This is a genomic window from Pantoea sp. Taur (assembly GCF_009830025.1).
Lineage (GTDB): Bacteria > Pseudomonadota > Gammaproteobacteria > Enterobacterales > Enterobacteriaceae > Pantoea > Pantoea communis.
The window spans coordinates 16,495-32,288 of record NZ_SZZZ01000002.1 but is presented as its reverse complement, the minus strand read 5'-3'; the positions used below and the strand labels follow the sequence as shown (position 1 = coordinate 32,288).

Sequence of the window (15,794 nt, the reverse complement as noted above, 5' to 3'; positions counted from 1 at the left end):
GAAATGGAACAGAACGTTTGGTTTGTGATTGGGACTCAGCATCTCTACGGAGCGGAAACCTTGCGCCAGGTTGAACATCACGCGCGCCAGGTGATGGACGGATTGAATCAGGCGGGCACGCTGCCGGTGCCGCTGGTGTTGAAGCCGCTGGTGAAATCACCGGATGAAGCGCTGGCGCTGTGCCGCGAAGCCAATCACGACAATAGTTGTGTCGGCATCATGACCTGGTTACACACCTTCTCACCGGCCAAGATGTGGATTGGTGGGCTGAGTATCCTGAATAAGCCGCTGTTGCAATTCCATACCCAGTTCAACGCAGAAATTCCGTGGGACAGTATGGATATGGACTTTATGAACCTGAACCAGACCGCACACGGCGGCCGAGAGTTCGGCTTTATCGGCGCGCGCATGGGCTTACAGCACAGCGTGGTGACTGGCCACTGGCAGGATAAGACCAGCCAGCAACGCATCGGGCGCTGGATCAATGCGGCACTAGCGAAGCAGGCCAGTCAGCAGCTGAAAGTGGCGCGCTTTGGCGACAATATGCGCGAAGTGGCGGTGACCGAAGGCGATAAGGTGGCGGCACAGATTCAGTTTGGTTATTCGGTCAACGGTTGGGGCGTCGGCGATCTCGTTGAGGTGGTGAACAGCGTCAGCGATGGCGATGTGCATGCGTTGATTGATGAATACGAGAGCCAGTATTTGTTCAGCGAGGCTGCCGCCGTGAATGGCGAGAAGCGTCAGAACGTGCTGGATGCGGCGCGCATTGAATTAGGTTTGAAGCGTTTCCTCGATGATGAGGGCTGCAAAGCCTTTACCACTAATTTCCAGACTCTGCACGGCATGACGCAGTTGCCAGGCTTGGCCGTTCAACGTTTGATGGGCCAGGGTTATGGTTTTGCCGGTGAAGGTGACTGGAAGACCGCTGCGCTGCTGCATATTTTGAAGGTGCAAGCCGGGAATCGTGCGGGCGGCACCTCATTTATGGAGGATTACACCTATCACTTTTCCCCGGGCAATGATTTGGTGCTGGGTTCACATATGCTGGAAGTGTGTCCATCGATTGCCAAAGAGGCGAAGCCGTTGATTGATGTGCAGTTCCTCGGCATTGGTGGCAAAGCCGATCCGGCGCGCATGATTTTCTCCACGCCAGCTGGTCGCGCGGTGAATGCCAGTGTGATTGATATGGGCGATCGTTTCCGTTTGCTGGTGAATGTGGTGGATGCGATTGAGCAGCCGAAACCGCTGCCTAAACTGCCGGTCGCGCGTGCCTTGTGGCGTGCCCAGCCATCGCTGGCTACCGCTTCCGAGGCTTGGATTTTAGCCGGTGGCGCACACCATACGGTGTTTAGTCAGGCACTGGATTTGGATGATATGTATTTGTACGGCGAGCTGAACGGCATTGAGGTGCTGGTGATTGATGAGGATACGCGTTTGCCGGCGTTCAAAGACGCATTGCGCTGGAATGAGGCGTATTACCGGTTAGCGCGTTGATTGTGTTATGACCTGTTGAAGCCGCGTTGAGTCGCGGCTTTTTTGTGGCTAAAACCTGCGTTCCATTCAACAAAGGTGGGCGCTGTGACTAAAAACGCGCGGTTCAGTCGACAAAGGTGGGCGTTGCGTAAAGTCGGCGTGAATACATCCCTGTAGCCTCGGACGCCGCATCCCTGCGGCGTACGCTTTACTCCACTGCCCACCTTAGTCTCCTTTATGCAGGTTCGTTGCGGTTTTTTGGCGCTGAATTTGAATCGAACGCTCAGGTTCACACTGGCTACAGCAATAACAGCCCTGACCACCGTTGTCTCTATACGGAGGCTTGATGCGATGTTTTATTAGTCCAGTACTGAACAGAACTTTCAAGTTTGCAGGGACTACAGCAATGACAGTCTCAATTGCCCCATAAAGGCCAGCCCGAAGAGCAAAGCGTTCGCGCCAGGGATGGCGCGGCCGATCTGCATGGATGCGGGGTTCCTTTTCGACCGGGCTGGCCTTTGTGGGGCTTCGCACCGAACCATCAGCAACTCCACCTAACTTGCCAAGATGGGCGCTGTGACTAAAAACGTGCGGTCCAGTCGACAAAGGTGGGCGTTACGTAAAGTCGGCGTGAATACATCACTGTAGCCTCGGACGCCGCATCCATGCGGCGTACGCTTTACTCCACTGCCCACCTTTGTCTCCTTTATGCAGGTTCGTTGCGGTTTTTTTGGAGCTGAATTTGAATCGAATTTTCAGATTTGCACTGACTACAGCAATGACAGTCTCAATTGTCCCATAGAGGCCAGCCCGAAGAGCAAAGCGTTCGCGCCAGGGATGGCGCGGTCGATCTGCATGGATGCGGGGTTCCTTTGCGATCGGGCTGGCCTTTATGGGGCTATGCACAAAACTTTCAGCAACCCTACCTAACATTCAAAATATAAGCGCCAACCCCTGCAATCCCCACCCAACATCCACAATTCTGAGCACCAAGCCTCCAACATCCTCGAATTGGCGACCCAAAACAAAAAAGGTGCGCCAATTTGCGCACCTCTTAAACATCCCACTGACAACTACGATGTTAAACGCTTAACCGGCGCATTCTTCTGGCGATCCCACATCACGGTCAGCAGGCGCTGCAGTGCGATAAACGCGAACAACAGAATACCGATGGCGATCTTCGTCCACCACGAACTCAGCGTGCCGTCGAAGTTAATCCATGTTTGAATCAGCCCCTGGATCAACACCCCAAACAACGTGCCGAGCACCGTGCCCACGCCACCGGACAACAAGGTGCCGCCAATAACCACAGAGGCAATCGCGTCCAGTTCCACGCCCAACCCTGCCAGGGCGTAGCCTGCTGAGGTATAGATCGAGAACACAATCCCCGCCAGTGTCGCCAGGGTGGTGGAAAGCATATAAATCTTGATGGTGGTGGCGCGCGTCGAAACGCCCATCAACTGCGCTGATGTCAGATTGCCGCCGATGGCATACACCTGATTACCAAAACGCGTGCGATGCGCGAGGATGATCCCGCCAATCACCACCACCAGCATAATCACTGCCAGCAAACTAAGACGCCCGCCGCCGGGAATCTTCCACGCCAGGCTCGACAGTGTGGAATAGAGCGGATGATCAATGGGAATCGAATTCTCCGACACCAGATAGCTACAGCCGCGCAGGAAAAACATCCCCGCCAGGGTAATAATAAAGGCCGGGATCTTCAGCGCATCGATCAGCCAGCCCATCATGGCGCCAAACAGTGCTCCCATCGCCAGCACAATCGCGAAGGCAAGAATCGGATCGACGTGATAATCACCGATAATTTTCGCCAAAAATACACCGCTAAAGGCGATAACGGCCCCCACTGACAGATCGATACCGCCTGACAAAATCACAAACGTCATGCCCACGGCGATAATGCCGAGAAACGCGTTATCGGTCAGGATATTGCAGATCACGCGAGTCGAGGCAAAACCGGGGAACTGACTCAGGCAGAACAGATAACCGGCGACAAACACCAGCAGCGTAATCATCAATGGCAGATGGCGTTTAATCATTTTGGATGTCTCCCTTTCAGCATGGCGATAAAGCGCGGCGATTGCAGCAACAGCACACACATCACCACCACCGCTTTCACCACCTGATTCAGCTCCGGCGGGAAGCCAGACAGCAAAATACCGGTGTTCATCGACTGAATAATCAGCGCGCCAACCAGCGACAACACCAGATTAAAACGCCCGCCCATCAACGATGCACCGCCAATCACCACGGCGAGAATGGCATCCAACTCCAGCCATAGACCGGCGTTGTTAGCATCGGCGCCACGTATATCGGCTGCCACGATCAGGCCCGCGACAGCCGCACACACACCGCTGATGGCATAGGTGGACATCACTACTAACCAACCGTTAACACCGGCATTGCGGGCAGCACGCAGGTTAATCCCCACCGCTTCGATAAACAGGCCCAGCGCAGTTTTGCGTGTCAGCAGCCACACCAACAGCGCCACCAGCAAGGTTATCCACACCGGGACCGGCAGCATCCACAACGAGCCGCTGCCAAACCAGCCGAGGCTGTCACTGTTAAAGGTCACAATCTGGCCCTGAGTAATCAGCTGTGCAATACCGCGTCCGGCCACCATCAAAATCAACGTGGCAACAAACGGCTGAATCTTCAGCAGCGCCACCAGCACGCCATTCCACAAGCCACAGGCCAGGCCGGTGCCAAGGGTGGCGAGAATAATAAAGCTCAGGCTGTGCCCCGCAACGGTTAACGTGGCCGCCGTCGCCCCCGCAATCGCCATCACCGCGCCGACCGACAAATCAATGCCGCCGGTGGCAATCACCAGCGTCATACCGACCGCCAGTAAGGCGACGGGTGCAGCGCGGTTCAGGATATCAATCGGGCTGCCGAACAGGCGGCCGTCCTGAATATGCACGGCAAAAAAATTGTTGGCGACCAGGCTATCCACCAACAGCACCAGAATCAGTGCGACGATTTGCGGCATGCCTGGCGGTAACTTCGGCTTACGCCGTTCAGGTTTTGGATGTGTCATAGGGGATTCAAGCATGTTGTGCTCCTCCATCGGCGATGGCATTGACGATCGACGCCACCGACAGCTGCTCCAGCGGGATTTCAGCCACTTGCTTCAGATCGCGCATGATTAACACGCGATCGGCATAGCCCACCAGCTCTTCGAGTTCAGAGGAGATAACCAGTAACGCCAGTCCATCGGCGCACAGGGTTTCAATCAAACGAATGATCTCGGCATGAGCACCGACGTCAATGCCGCGCGTCGGTTCGTCGAGAATTAAGAATTGCGGCTTCGTCACCAGCCAGCGTGACAGCAGCACCTTCTGCTGATTACCGCCGGAGAGTAATTCCACCGGCTGATCGGCATGTGGCGTGCGAATTCCCAGGCTTTTGATAAAGCGATCGGCGATGGCCTGCTGCTCACGCCGTTTAATCGGTCGCAGCCAGCCGCGTTGGGCCTGTAGCGCCAGAATAATATTCTCGCGCACCGATGCAGCGCCGATAATACCGTCGGTTTTACGATCTTCCGGGCAGAACCCCATGCCCAGATGGGAAGCTTTAGCCGGTGTCCGGATGTGCTGCACTTTGCCTTTGATGGTGGCAGTACCCCGATCCGCTCGACGGATACCAAACAGCACTTCGGCGGTTTCCGTGCGCCCCGATCCCAGTAATCCCGCTAAGCCCACCACTTCTCCCGGACGCACCTCAAGGTCGAAAGGTTCAATGGTGCCCTTCTTGCCGTAATCTTTGAATGACACCACCGGTTGATTGCTCTTCAGCGTGCTGCCCTGACGCTGCAAGGCGGTTTCAAGTAACTCCCGCCCCAGCATCAGTTTGATCAATTCGATTTGCGGCAGCGATGCCGTATCACGCGTGGCAATAAACTGCCCGTTGCGCAAAACGGTAATACGATCGGTGATGCGATATACCTGGTCGAGAAAATGAGTGACAAAAATCAGGCTCATCCCTTTGGCTTTCAGTTGCGCCATCAGGGTGAATAGCATTTCCACTTCGCTGGCATCGAGGCTGGCGGTGGGTTCATCGAGGATTAACACCTGTGCGGAGAGATCCACGGCGCGGCAAATCGCAATGATTTGCTGCATCGCCACCGAGTAATGGCCCAGGGGACGCGTCACGTCGAGCGCAAAACCGTAGTTGCGCATCAGCGCATCGGCATCGCGCACCATACGCTTGCGGTCAATCATGCCAAAGCGGCGCGGCTCGCGGCCGATGTAGAGATTGTCTGCCACCGACATATTCGGCAGGAGATTCACCTCCTGATAAACCGTGCCGATGCCCATTTGCTGTGCATCGGCGGTATTGTGCGGTGAAATGGCAGTGCCATTCAGGGTGATGGTGCCTGCATCACGGGTGTACACGCCGGTCAGCACTTTAATTAACGTGGATTTCCCGGCACCGTTTTCGCCCAGCAGCGCCATGATCTCGCCTTTGCGAATGCTGAACGACACATTATCCAGCGCTTTCACGCCGGGGAAACCTTTGCTGATACCGTTGAGAGTCAGGAGTGCGGATGCATCTGCGGTGCTCATCAGGTTCTACCTCGCCTTACGTCATGAAAAACCGCCCCGAAGGGCGGTTGCGGGGATCAGTAACCCATGCCTTTTTTGGTGTCGAGCTGTGCCTGCGCTGAGTCTGGCAGATACAGTTTCGATTCGGTTTTGATGATTTTTGGTGGCATCGTGCCGTCTTTTTTGAATTTCTCCAGCGCATCGAATGCCGGACCCGCCATGTTTGGCGTCAGCTCGACGTTGGCATTGGCCTCACCCGCCAGCATCGCTTTATAAATATCCGGTACGCCGTCGATAGAACCGGTCAGAATATCTTTGCCTGGCTTCAGACCCGCTTCTTTAATGGCCTGAATGGCGCCGATCGCCATATCATCGTTGTGCGCATACACCATGCAGATGTTCTTGCCGTTGTTTTCCGCTTTGATAAAGCTCTCCATCACCTCTTTACCTTTACTACGGGTAAAGTCGCCGGACTGCGAGCGGATCACTTTGATGTTGTTGTGGCCTGCGATGGCTTCGGCGAAGCCTTTTTTGCGGTCGATGGCTACGCTGGCACCCACGGTGCCTTGTAACTCAACCACATTACACTTCTTATCGCCGACCGTTTTCACCAGCCAGTCACCGATCAACTTGCCTTCCAGCACGTTGTCTGCGGTCACCACTGCCATGTACAGCGACTTATCTTTCACCACGATAGCGCGGTCTAACAGGAACACCGGGATTTTGGCGTCTTTGGCTTCTTCCAGCACCGGTTCCCAACCGGTTTGTACTACCGGGGCGATGAAGATGGCGTCAACGCCCTGCGCGATAAACGAGCGCACCGCTTTGATTTGGTTTTCCTGCTTCTGCTGACCATCGGCGATTTTCAACGTGATACCGCGCTTTTGCGCTTCGCTTTTCGCCACGTTGGTTTCTGCTGAACGCCAGCCAGACTCCGAGCCAACCTGTGAGAAGCCCACCGTCATGTCAGCGGCAAGTACCGAAGCACTGAGTGCTGAACTGACCATGGCGGTTAAGAGTAAACGTTTCCACATAATTTCATTCCTCTGAAGGGAGTGTGCTGTAGGGGTACAAAACGCAGATTAAGCCTGGCGCAAAAGCGAGAAAACAAGCGCGACATGCCTCACAAAATAGAATGAATTAAAGGAGTTACGAAATTATGCATATAAGAAGTCATACCAGCCATATGGACAATTTGCCTGATATTTATTTCAGTGTCGGTTAAATAAATGTAATAAACAGAATCGGTTAGGATGGTGGATACTGGAAGCGATTACAGACGCTGCGTAAAGAATGGTTATCGACTGCGGGCACAAGCAATGATCAGTTTTGTGATTATTCGCACACTACATGATTTACAGTTTCAAAGCGTGTAGATGCCATTGCTTAACAGTTCGACATAAATCGGCCTAATAAACGTCTTATATGAATGAAAGTCAGTGCACTAAGCCAGATAAAAAATGACAACTTTCATTTGCGTTAAGGGTGTGAGCTTTTTTCACATTATGCCGTCTGTCAGGGTTGAATTTGTCTTAATCCCGTCTGGAAATGCGCGTTTAAAATGGCAAAATGAAGAAAAAATGTCTTTTGATGAGCGAATTAGCTCACGTTATCTGATTTTTGAATTTTTTTAACGCTGGCGTATGGACTCTGTCAGTGTGCTCCCTATACTTGGGCACTTCCGAGCACTTTATTTTTAAATGGCAATCATGACTGCGCTAGATTACCTGCTGAAATTCCGCAAAGTGAATAATCTCGATAGTCTGGAAAAACTCTACGACCATCTTAATTATTCGCTGACCGATGACAATGACATCATCAATATGTATCGCGCTGCCGATCATCGTCGTGCTGAACTTGTTTCCGGCGGCCGCCTTTATGATATGGGCCGCGTGCCGAAATCAGTCTGGCGCTACGTAATGTAATGGGTTTTCCCCGCCTTTTTCTGCACTATTGCGTTGTCCATGTCGGGCGTGCCCCGTTTGGACATACAACGCCTTCTTAATTTCGCTACAGGATCCGCAAGATGACCGAATCGGTAAACCCGCCGCGTATTGCTGGCTGGCTGTTGTTGCCGCTAGCCTGGTTGATTATGACGATGCTGACCAGTGCGCTGGTGGTGGCCATGTATCTGAGCCCGTTGTTTGATACAGAATTGCGTACCACGTTGTTCACTCATGCCAGCCAATTGTTCACGCAATGGGCGATTTCCCTGCTCACCGCAGGCGTGGTTTGGGTCTACAGTATCTGGGTTTGCTGGATGTTCTGTAAACGTTCGCGCCGTCTACCGCGTCATTACATCCTGTGGTTGCTGATGACGGTCTTACTGGCGTTAAAAACGTTCGCTTTCACCCCGGTGGCGGATAACAAAGCCATTCAAACGCTGTTGTTGTCACTGCTGGCGGCGGCGGTCTTTGTGCCCTACTTCAAACGTTCTCAACGTGTGAAAGAGACGTTTATCCAGCCATAACGGCGCGAGTTTCGTCAGGAATTTAATTCTGCGTGCTCTCAACATCCACAGATTTTGTGTAGAGGTTGAGATGCACCTCTCAATTCCGGATAATAGGCGCCTTTCGGCTTCCCAGGTTAAAAAATGACCGATTACTTACTTCTCTTTATTGGCACCGTGCTGGTGAATAACTTCGTATTAGTGAAGTTTCTCGGCCTATGCCCCTTTATGGGCGTGTCAAAAAAATTGGAAACGGCCATTGGCATGGGACTCGCCACCACTTTCGTGATCACCCTGGCGTCGATTTGCGCCTGGCTGGTGAACCATCTGATTCTGGTGCCGCTCGATCTGGTGTACCTGCGAACCCTGGCGTATATCCTGGTGATCGCCGTGGTGGTGCAATTCACCGAAATGGTAGTGCGCAAAACCAGTCCGTCACTCTATCGACTGCTGGGCATTTTTCTGCCGCTGATTACCACTAACTGTGCGGTGCTGGGTGTCCCTTTGCTGAGCGTCAATCTCAACCATACCTTTATGCAGGCTGCGGTCTATGGCTTCAGTGCCTCGCTCGGCTTCTCGCTGGTGATGGTGCTGTTCGCCGGCATGCGTGAACGTCTGGTATTGGCCAACGTCCCTGCGCCGTTTAAGGGCAACTCGATTGCATTGGTCACCGCAGGTTTGATGGCGCTGGCCTTTATGGGCTTTACCGGGTTGGTGAAATTCTAATGACCGCGATTTGGATTGCTATTGTGGCTATTGCTGCGCTGGGCCTGGTTTTTGGCGCCCTGCTCGGCTATGCCTCGCGCCGATTCGAGGTAGAAGAAGATCCGATCGTTGAACAGATCGACAGTATTCTGCCGCAGAGTCAGTGCGGCCAGTGCGGATATCCGGGCTGCCGTCCGTATGCGGATGCCGTGGGTAATAACGGTGAAGCCATTAATAAATGCGCCCCCGGTGGCGAGCAGACCATGCTCAAGCTGGCCGCACTGCTGAACGTTGAACCGCAACCGCTTGATGGCGGTGAGGAAGTGCAGGAACCGATCCGTACGGTAGCCTGGATTGATGAAGCCAACTGCATCGGCTGCACCAAATGTATTCAGGCTTGCCCGGTAGATGCGATTGTCGGTGCGACCCGTGCCATGCATACCGTGCTAAGCGATGTCTGTACCGGCTGTGATTTGTGTGTTGCTCCCTGCCCGACCGACTGTATTGAAATGCGTCCGGTTGCCACGACCACGGCCAACTGGAAATGGGATCTCGAAACCATTCCTGTACGGGTGATCCCGGTAGAAACTCATGCTTAATCTGTTAAAACTGTTCCGTAAAGAGAAGCTGTGGGATTTCCAGGGCGGCATTCATCCGCCGGAAATGAAAACCCAGTCTAACGGCACGCCGTTAAGCCAGTTACCGCTGCCTGAACAATTCATCATTCCGTTAAAACAGCATATCGGCCATGAAGGCGAGATTTGCGTCTCACCGGGCGATCACGTCTTGCGTGGTCAGCCGCTGACGTTTGGCAGCGGACGCATGCTGCCGGTGCACGCACCGACCTCCGGCACCATCGAAGCGATTGCGCCACATATGACCGCGCACCCTTCGGGTCTTTCCGAACTGTGCATTTTCCTGCGCGCCGATGGTGAAGATCGCTGGACCACGCTCGATCCGCAACCTGACTTCCGTTCGCTTACTCGTGAAGATGTCGTCAAGCGCATCCATGAGGCAGGCGTCGCCGGTTTGGGGGGTGCAGGCTTCCCGACCGCCACCAAGCTACGTGGCGGATTGCGCGGTGTCAAAACCATGATTATCAACGCTGCAGAGTGCGAGCCTTACATCACCGCCGATGATCGTCTGATGCAGGACTGCGCGGCTGAAGTGCTGGAAGGTTGTCGTATCCTCGCCTGGGTATTGCAGGCTGAGCGTGTGCTGATTGGCATCGAAGATAACAAACCCGAAGCGATTGCAGCGCTGAAGCAGGCTTTGGGTGGTGACCGCGAGTTGCAACTGCGTGTCATCCCCACCAAATACCCTTCTGGCGGTGCTAAACAACTGACCCAGATTCTTACTGGCGTTGAAGTGCCGCACGGCGGTCGTTCCACCGATATTGGCGTGCTGATGCAAAACGTCGGTACGGCCTGGGCGGTAAAACGCGCCATTATCGATGGCGAGCCAATTACCGAACGCGTCGTGACCCTGACCGGCGAAGCCATTGCGCAGCCGCGTAACGTTTGGGGACGCCTGGGTACGCCAGTTAGCCATCTGTTACATCATGTGGGTTTCGCACCGGGTTCGCGTCAGATGGTGATCATGGGCGGCCCGCTAATGGGTTTTACGCTGCCGTCACTGAATGTGCCGCTGGTTAAAATCTCCAACTGCATTCTGGCACCTTCTGCCAGTGAAATGGGCAATAACGAAGAAGAACAGTCTTGTATTCGTTGCAGTGCCTGTGCGGATGCCTGCCCGGCGAAACTGCTGCCTCAGCAGCTGTTCTGGTACAGCCAGGGCGGCGATCATGAGAAGGCGCGCGCTCACAATATCGATGACTGCATTGAGTGCGGTGCCTGTGCGTACGTCTGCCCAAGTAATATTCCGCTGGTGCAATATTATCGCCAGGAGAAGGCAGAGCTGCGCGCTATCGATCTCGAAGCGAAGCGCACCGCTGAAGCTAAAGCGCGCTTTGAAGCGCGTCAGGCGCGTTTAGAGCGGGAAAAACTGGCGCGTGAAGCGCGTCATGAAGAAGCTAAACAGCGTGTGGCACGTAGCGATCAGGGTGAACGTGACGCGGCGATTGCTCGCGTGAAGGCGCGTGCCGCCAAAACACCGGAACAGGAAACTGCCGAGCGTGAGGCTCGCCATGCACAGGCGTTAGCTCAGCAGGCGGAAAAACAGTCTGAAACGCAGGCGCTGAGTCGCCAGTCTGGCGATCCGCGTAAAGCCGCGGTTGAAGCGGCCATTGCGCGTGCTAAGGCGAAGAAGTCTGGTGTGGCTGAGCAACCGATCAGCGACGTTGCTGAAACACCTGTTGCTGAAGCTGATCCACGCAAATCCGCGGTTGAAGCAGCCATTGCGCGCGCCAAAGCGAAGAAAGCTGCTGCGGCTGGCGAACAAGCGCCTGCATCTGCTAAAGCAGCCCCGGACGCTGAAGTTGATCCGCGTAAAGCGGCAGTTGAAGCCGCCATTGCGCGCGCTAAGGCGAAGAAAGCTGCGGCTGCGGCTGGTGAACAAGTTTCTGAGCCTGCTAAAGCAGCCCCGGCCGCTCAAGTTGATCCTCGTAAAGCCGCGGTTGAAGCCGCCATTGCGCGTGCTAAAGCGAAGAAAGCCGCTGCTGCTGGCGAACAAGCGCCTGCATCTGCTGATGCAGTCCCGGCCGCTGAAGTTGATCCGCGTAAAGCGGCGGTTGAAGCCGCCATTGCACGTGCTAAAGCGAAGAAAGCCGCTGCTGCTGGCGAACAAGCGCCTGCATCTGCTGATGCAGTCCCGGCCGCTGAAGTTGATCCGCGTAAAGCGGCGGTTGAAGCCGCCATTGCGCGCGCTAAAGCTAAGAAAGCCGCTGCGGCGGCTGGTGAACAAGCGCCTGAACCTGCTGATGTCACTCCTGCCGCTGAGGTCGATCCTCGCAAAGCCGCGGTTGAAGCCGCTATTGCCCGTGCCAAAGCGAAGAAAGCCGCTGCGGCTGGCGAACAAGCGCCTGCATCTGCTGATGCAGCCCCGGCTGCAGAAGTTGATCCGCGTAAAGCGGCGGTTGAAGCCGCCATTGCGCGCGCTAAAGCGAAGAAAGCTGCGGCGGCTTCTGGTGAACAAGTGTCTGAGCTTGCTGACGCAGCACCTGCCGCTGAAGTTGATCCGCGTAAAGCAGCGGTTGAGGCCGCCATTACTCGAGCTAAGGCGAAGAAAGCGGCTGCGGCTGCGGCGGCTGAGCAGATTTCTGAACCTGCTGACGAACCACACGCACCTGAGCCTTCTGATGCAGCACCTGCCGCTGAAGTCGATCCGCGCAAAGCCGCGGTGGAAGCGGCCATTGCGCGCGCTAAAGCGAAGAAAGCTGCAGCGGCTGCAGAGCAAGCTTCTGCGTCTGCTGAAGCCGCACCTGAATCATCTTCTGAAGTGGAGGCTGCTGCCTCTCCTGACTCCGCCGACCCACGTAAAGCGGCCATTGCCGCCGCGGTCGCCCGTGCCAAAGCGCGTAAAGCGCAGCAGCAGCCTTCGACGACTGAGGATTAAATGGCTTTTCGTATCGCAAGTTCCCCTTATACCCACAACCGCCGCAGCACCGGCAACATCATGCTGCTGGTGGTATTGGCTGCGCTGCCGGGTATGGCCGCGCAGTGGTATTTCTTTGGCGTGGGTTTTCTGATTCAGGTTTTGCTGGCCACCGCCACCGCATGGATCACCGAAGGCGCCATTTTGCGTCTGCGCAAAACACCAGTGGTTCCGACTCTCTCGGATAACTCCGCCCTGCTCACCGCGCTGCTGCTCGGCATCAGTCTGCCGCCGCTGGCGCCCTGGTGGCTGGTGGTCATTGGTACCGTGTTTGCCATTGTTATCGCGAAACAACTGTATGGCGGCCTGGGTCAAAACCCCTTCAACCCAGCGATGGTCGGTTATGTGGTCTTACTGATCTCCTTCCCGGTGCAGATGACCAGTTGGTTGCCGCCGGATACATTGCAGGCAATCAAACCCGGCCTGCTGGATTCTCTCAGCATGATCTTCACCAATCACACGCTGGCCGGTGAAACCATGCAGCAGTTGCAGCTCGGGGTGGATGGCGTCAGCCAGGCCACGCCGCTGGATACCTTTAAAACCGGCTTGCGCGCCGGACATAGCGCAGAACAGTTGCTGGCGGAACCGATCTATACCGGTGTGCTGGCGGGATTGGGCTGGCAGTGGATCAACCTCGGTTACCTGCTGGGCGGTATGCTGCTGCTGGCAAAAAATGCCATTCGCTGGCACATCCCCGTCAGTTTCCTGGTGTCGCTGGCCTTCTGCGCCACCCTTGGCTGGTTGTTTTCACCGGAATCGCTGAACTCGCCGCTGATTCATTTGTTCTCCGGCGCGACCATGCTCGGCGCGTTCTTTATCGCCACCGATCCGGTCACCGCCTCGACGACTAACCGTGGTCGCCTGGTGTATGGTGCACTGATTGGTTTGCTGGTGTGGTTGATTCGCAGCTTTGGCGGCTATCCGGACGGCGTGGCGTTCGCCGTTTTGCTGGCAAACATTTGCGTGCCGCTGATTGATTACTACACTCAGCCGCGCGTTTACGGCCATCGCAAGGATTAATGATGTTCGATGCTATTCGTAAAAATGCCGTGACGCTGGCGGCGTTTGCGGTGATCACCACCGGCGTCACTGCGGTGGTGAACTATGTCACCAAGCCGACGGTGGAACATCAAACGGCACTGCAGCAAAAAAACCTGCTCGATCAGGTAGTGCCTACCGAGATGTATGACAACCACATTCAGCAAGAGTGTTTCCTGGTGACGGATGCAGCGGCATTAGGCAATAACCAGCCGCATCATCTCTATCTGGCGCGTAAAGGTGATAAACCCGTCGCGGCGGCGCTTGAGACCACCGCGCCAGACGGCTATTCTGGTGCAATTCAGATGCTGGTCGGTGCCGATTTTCACGGCAAAGTATTAGGTGTCCGCGTGGTGGAACACCATGAAACACCGGGTCTGGGCGACAAGATCGAACTGCGTATCTCCGACTGGATCAACAGCTTTAACGGCAAAGTGGTGCACGGTGCCGACGACAAGAACTTTGCGGTGAAAAAAGACGGCGGTGAATTTGATCAATTTACCGGCGCGACCATTACCCCGCGCGCAGTGGTGAATGCCACTAAACGTACCGCATTACTGATTGAAACGTTGCCAGCGAAGCTCTCTTCGCTGCCCGAATGTGGAGATGCACCATGAGTGAAGCAAAATCCCTGCTGGTTGGCGGCCTGTGGAAGAACAACTCCGCCTTAGTGCAGCTGCTCGGCTTGTGCCCGCTGCTGGCCGTGACCTCAACCGCCACTAATGCCCTCGGCCTTGGCCTGGCCACCACGCTGGTGTTGACCATCACCAACAGCGCTATCTCCGCCTCGCGTCGTTGGGTGCCGGCTGAAATCCGCATCCCGATTTACGTGATGATCATCGCTTCGGTGGTGAGCTGCGTGCAGATGCTGATCAATGCTTACGCTTATGGCCTGTATCAGTCATTGGGAATCTTTATTCCCCTGATCGTGACCAACTGTATTGTGGTGGGCCGCGCTGAAGCAGTGGCTTCTAAGAGCAGTATTCCGCTGTCGGCGCTGGATGGTTTTGCCATTGGTATGGGCGCGACCTGCGCGATGGTGACGCTAGGTTCGATTCGTGAATTGATCGGTAGCGGCACCCTGTTTAACGGTGCTGACCAACTGCTGGGCCCCTGGGCCAAAGCGCTGCGCATTGAAGTGTTCCATTTCGATTCACCGATGTTGCTGGCGATGCTGCCGCCTGGAGCTTTTATTGGCTTAGGCATGCTGCTGGCCGGTAAATATCTGATCGATCAGAAAATGAAGCAACGAGCCGCACTGCGCGCTGCTGAACCTGAAGCCGCGCCACAAGGTGAAACCGGGAAGGCCGTGTGAACAAGGAAAAGCGACTGCAAATTCTCACGCGCCTGCGTGATGACAACCCGCATCCCACAACGGAACTGTACTTCAGTTCGCCGTTTGAACTGCTGATTGCGGTGCTGTTATCCGCACAGGCCACGGATGTTAGCGTGAACAAAGCCACGGCGAAGATGTATCCGGTAGCGAACACCCCCGCCGCTATTTTGGCTTTGGGTGTTGATGGCGTGAAAGAGTTCATCAAGACCATCGGCCTGTTTAACAGCAAGGCAGAGAATGTGATTAAAACCTGCCGCATTCTCATCGAGCAGCACGGTGGTGAAGTTCCGGAGGACCGTGCGGCATTAGAAGCCCTGCCCGGCGTCGGACGCAAGACCGCCAATGTTGTGCTGAATACCGCCTTTGGCTGGCCGACCATTGCCGTGGATACGCATATCTTCCGCGTCAGCAATCGCACCCGCTTCGCGCCCGGCAAGAATGTCGAAGAAGTCGAAGATAAACTGATCAAAGTGGTGCCATCTGCCTTTAAAGTCGATTGCCACCATTGGTTAATCTTGCACGGCCGCTATACTTGCGTGGCACGTAAACCACGCTGCGGCTCCTGCCTGATTGAAGATCTGTGTGAGTTCGACGCTAAAGAGTCTTAGTGTCCGCCAGGGGCTTCAGCCACGGCTCCCACAGAAAGACTGAGTCCGTCGCCAGCACGCGAAGATGG

14 protein-coding genes are annotated in these 15,794 nt (G+C 55.2%); 10 read left to right on the top strand and 4 right to left on the bottom strand.

Going from position 1 to position 15,794, the window contains the following annotated elements; translation table 11 throughout:
- Positions 1 to 3: 3 nt before the first annotated feature.
- A complete protein-coding gene (araA, locus tag FD744_RS02580) occupies positions 4 to 1,494 on the top strand; it encodes an L-arabinose isomerase (protein WP_160867211.1) in 1,491 nt (496 codons plus the stop codon).
- Positions 1,495 to 2,546: 1,052 nt separating this feature from the next.
- Here the strand turns inward: araA and yjfF are convergent.
- Genes yjfF through ytfQ form a run of 4 tightly spaced genes read right to left on the bottom strand, consistent with a single transcriptional unit; the run spans position 2,547 to position 7,072 of the window.
- Positions 2,547 to 3,533 carry a galactofuranose ABC transporter, permease protein YjfF gene (yjfF, locus tag FD744_RS02575; protein WP_038647220.1) on the bottom strand — a complete coding sequence of 329 codons (987 nt, stop codon included), beginning with the start codon at positions 3,531 to 3,533 and terminating at the stop codon, positions 2,547 to 2,549.
- Positions 3,530 to 4,546: a galactofuranose ABC transporter, ATP-binding protein YtfT gene (gene ytfT, locus FD744_RS02570; protein ID WP_160867210.1), complete on the bottom strand. Its 1,017-nt coding sequence runs from the start codon at positions 4,544 to 4,546 to the stop codon at positions 3,530 to 3,532. Before ytfT ends, yjfF begins: the two co-directional genes overlap by 4 nt.
- On the bottom strand, positions 4,539 to 6,059 hold the full coding sequence (gene ytfR / locus FD744_RS02565; protein WP_034827399.1) for a galactofuranose ABC transporter, ATP-binding protein YtfR: 1,521 nt from the start codon (positions 6,057 to 6,059) through the stop codon (positions 4,539 to 4,541). Before ytfR ends, ytfT begins: the two co-directional genes overlap by 8 nt.
- Positions 6,060 to 6,115: 56 nt before the next feature.
- On the bottom strand, positions 6,116 to 7,072 hold the full coding sequence (ytfQ, locus tag FD744_RS02560) for a galactofuranose ABC transporter, galactofuranose-binding protein YtfQ (RefSeq protein WP_160867209.1): 957 nt from the start codon (positions 7,070 to 7,072) through the stop codon (positions 6,116 to 6,118).
- Positions 7,073 to 7,747: 675 nt separating this feature from the next.
- Between ytfQ and ydgT the strand changes: the two genes are divergently transcribed.
- From ydgT to nth, 9 genes are all read left to right on the top strand, one after another.
- A complete protein-coding gene (gene ydgT / locus FD744_RS02555) occupies positions 7,748 to 7,963 on the top strand; it encodes a transcription modulator YdgT (RefSeq protein ID WP_034827409.1) in 216 nt (71 codons plus the stop codon).
- A gap of 101 nt (positions 7,964 to 8,064) precedes the next feature.
- The gene (locus tag FD744_RS02550) at positions 8,065 to 8,508 is read left to right on the top strand and encodes a DUF2569 domain-containing protein (protein WP_034827411.1); all 444 of its coding nucleotides are present in this window, start codon (positions 8,065 to 8,067) and stop codon (positions 8,506 to 8,508) included.
- A gap of 123 nt (positions 8,509 to 8,631) precedes the next feature.
- Positions 8,632 to 9,213: an electron transport complex subunit RsxA gene (gene rsxA, locus FD744_RS02545; RefSeq protein WP_034827413.1), complete on the top strand. Its 582-nt coding sequence runs from the start codon at positions 8,632 to 8,634 to the stop codon at positions 9,211 to 9,213.
- Positions 9,213 to 9,791: an electron transport complex subunit RsxB gene (gene rsxB, locus FD744_RS02540; protein ID WP_034827415.1), complete on the top strand. Its 579-nt coding sequence runs from the start codon at positions 9,213 to 9,215 to the stop codon at positions 9,789 to 9,791. The genes rsxA and rsxB overlap by 1 nt, the downstream gene beginning before the upstream one ends.
- Positions 9,784 to 12,705 (top strand): electron transport complex subunit RsxC, encoded by a 2,922-nt coding sequence (rsxC, locus tag FD744_RS02535; protein WP_160867208.1) that lies wholly within the window; start codon positions 9,784 to 9,786, stop codon positions 12,703 to 12,705. Before rsxB ends, rsxC begins: the two co-directional genes overlap by 8 nt.
- Positions 12,706 to 13,764 (top strand): electron transport complex subunit RsxD, encoded by a 1,059-nt coding sequence (gene rsxD, locus FD744_RS02530; RefSeq protein ID WP_160867207.1) that lies wholly within the window; start codon positions 12,706 to 12,708, stop codon positions 13,762 to 13,764.
- 2 nt (positions 13,765 to 13,766) lie between these two features.
- Positions 13,767 to 14,399 carry an electron transport complex subunit RsxG gene (gene rsxG / locus FD744_RS02525; RefSeq protein ID WP_166931562.1) on the top strand — a complete coding sequence of 211 codons (633 nt, stop codon included), beginning with the start codon at positions 13,767 to 13,769 and terminating at the stop codon, positions 14,397 to 14,399.
- Entirely contained in the window at positions 14,396 to 15,097 is a 702-nt protein-coding gene (locus tag FD744_RS02520; protein ID WP_097119808.1) for an electron transport complex subunit E, read from the top strand. The genes rsxG and FD744_RS02520 overlap by 4 nt, the downstream gene beginning before the upstream one ends.
- Positions 15,094 to 15,726: an endonuclease III gene (nth, locus tag FD744_RS02515; RefSeq protein WP_058962383.1), complete on the top strand. Its 633-nt coding sequence runs from the start codon at positions 15,094 to 15,096 to the stop codon at positions 15,724 to 15,726. The genes FD744_RS02520 and nth overlap by 4 nt, the downstream gene beginning before the upstream one ends.
- The last annotated feature ends 68 nt before the right edge of the window (positions 15,727 to 15,794 follow it).

What these genes read in the sequence shown, in the direction of transcription:
- araA (WP_160867211.1), top strand. Translation starts at nt 4, where the DNA reads ATGGAACAGAACGTTTGGTTTGTGATTGGGACTCAGCATCTCTACGGA.
- yjfF (WP_038647220.1), bottom strand. Translation starts at nt 3,533, where the DNA reads ATGATTAAACGCCATCTGCCATTGATGATTACGCTGCTGGTGTTTGTC.
- ytfT (WP_160867210.1), bottom strand. Translation starts at nt 4,546, where the DNA reads ATGCTTGAATCCCCTATGACACATCCAAAACCTGAACGGCGTAAGCCG.
- ytfR (WP_034827399.1), bottom strand. Translation starts at nt 6,059, where the DNA reads ATGAGCACCGCAGATGCATCCGCACTCCTGACTCTCAACGGTATCAGC.
- ytfQ (WP_160867209.1), bottom strand. Translation starts at nt 7,072, where the DNA reads ATGTGGAAACGTTTACTCTTAACCGCCATGGTCAGTTCAGCACTCAGT.
- ydgT (WP_034827409.1), top strand. Translation starts at nt 7,748, where the DNA reads ATGACTGCGCTAGATTACCTGCTGAAATTCCGCAAAGTGAATAATCTC.
- FD744_RS02550 (WP_034827411.1), top strand. Translation starts at nt 8,065, where the DNA reads ATGACCGAATCGGTAAACCCGCCGCGTATTGCTGGCTGGCTGTTGTTG.
- rsxA (WP_034827413.1), top strand. Translation starts at nt 8,632, where the DNA reads ATGACCGATTACTTACTTCTCTTTATTGGCACCGTGCTGGTGAATAAC.
- rsxB (WP_034827415.1), top strand. Translation starts at nt 9,213, where the DNA reads ATGACCGCGATTTGGATTGCTATTGTGGCTATTGCTGCGCTGGGCCTG.
- rsxC (WP_160867208.1), top strand. Translation starts at nt 9,784, where the DNA reads ATGCTTAATCTGTTAAAACTGTTCCGTAAAGAGAAGCTGTGGGATTTC.
- rsxD (WP_160867207.1), top strand. Translation starts at nt 12,706, where the DNA reads ATGGCTTTTCGTATCGCAAGTTCCCCTTATACCCACAACCGCCGCAGC.
- rsxG (WP_166931562.1), top strand. Translation starts at nt 13,767, where the DNA reads ATGTTCGATGCTATTCGTAAAAATGCCGTGACGCTGGCGGCGTTTGCG.
- FD744_RS02520 (WP_097119808.1), top strand. Translation starts at nt 14,396, where the DNA reads ATGAGTGAAGCAAAATCCCTGCTGGTTGGCGGCCTGTGGAAGAACAAC.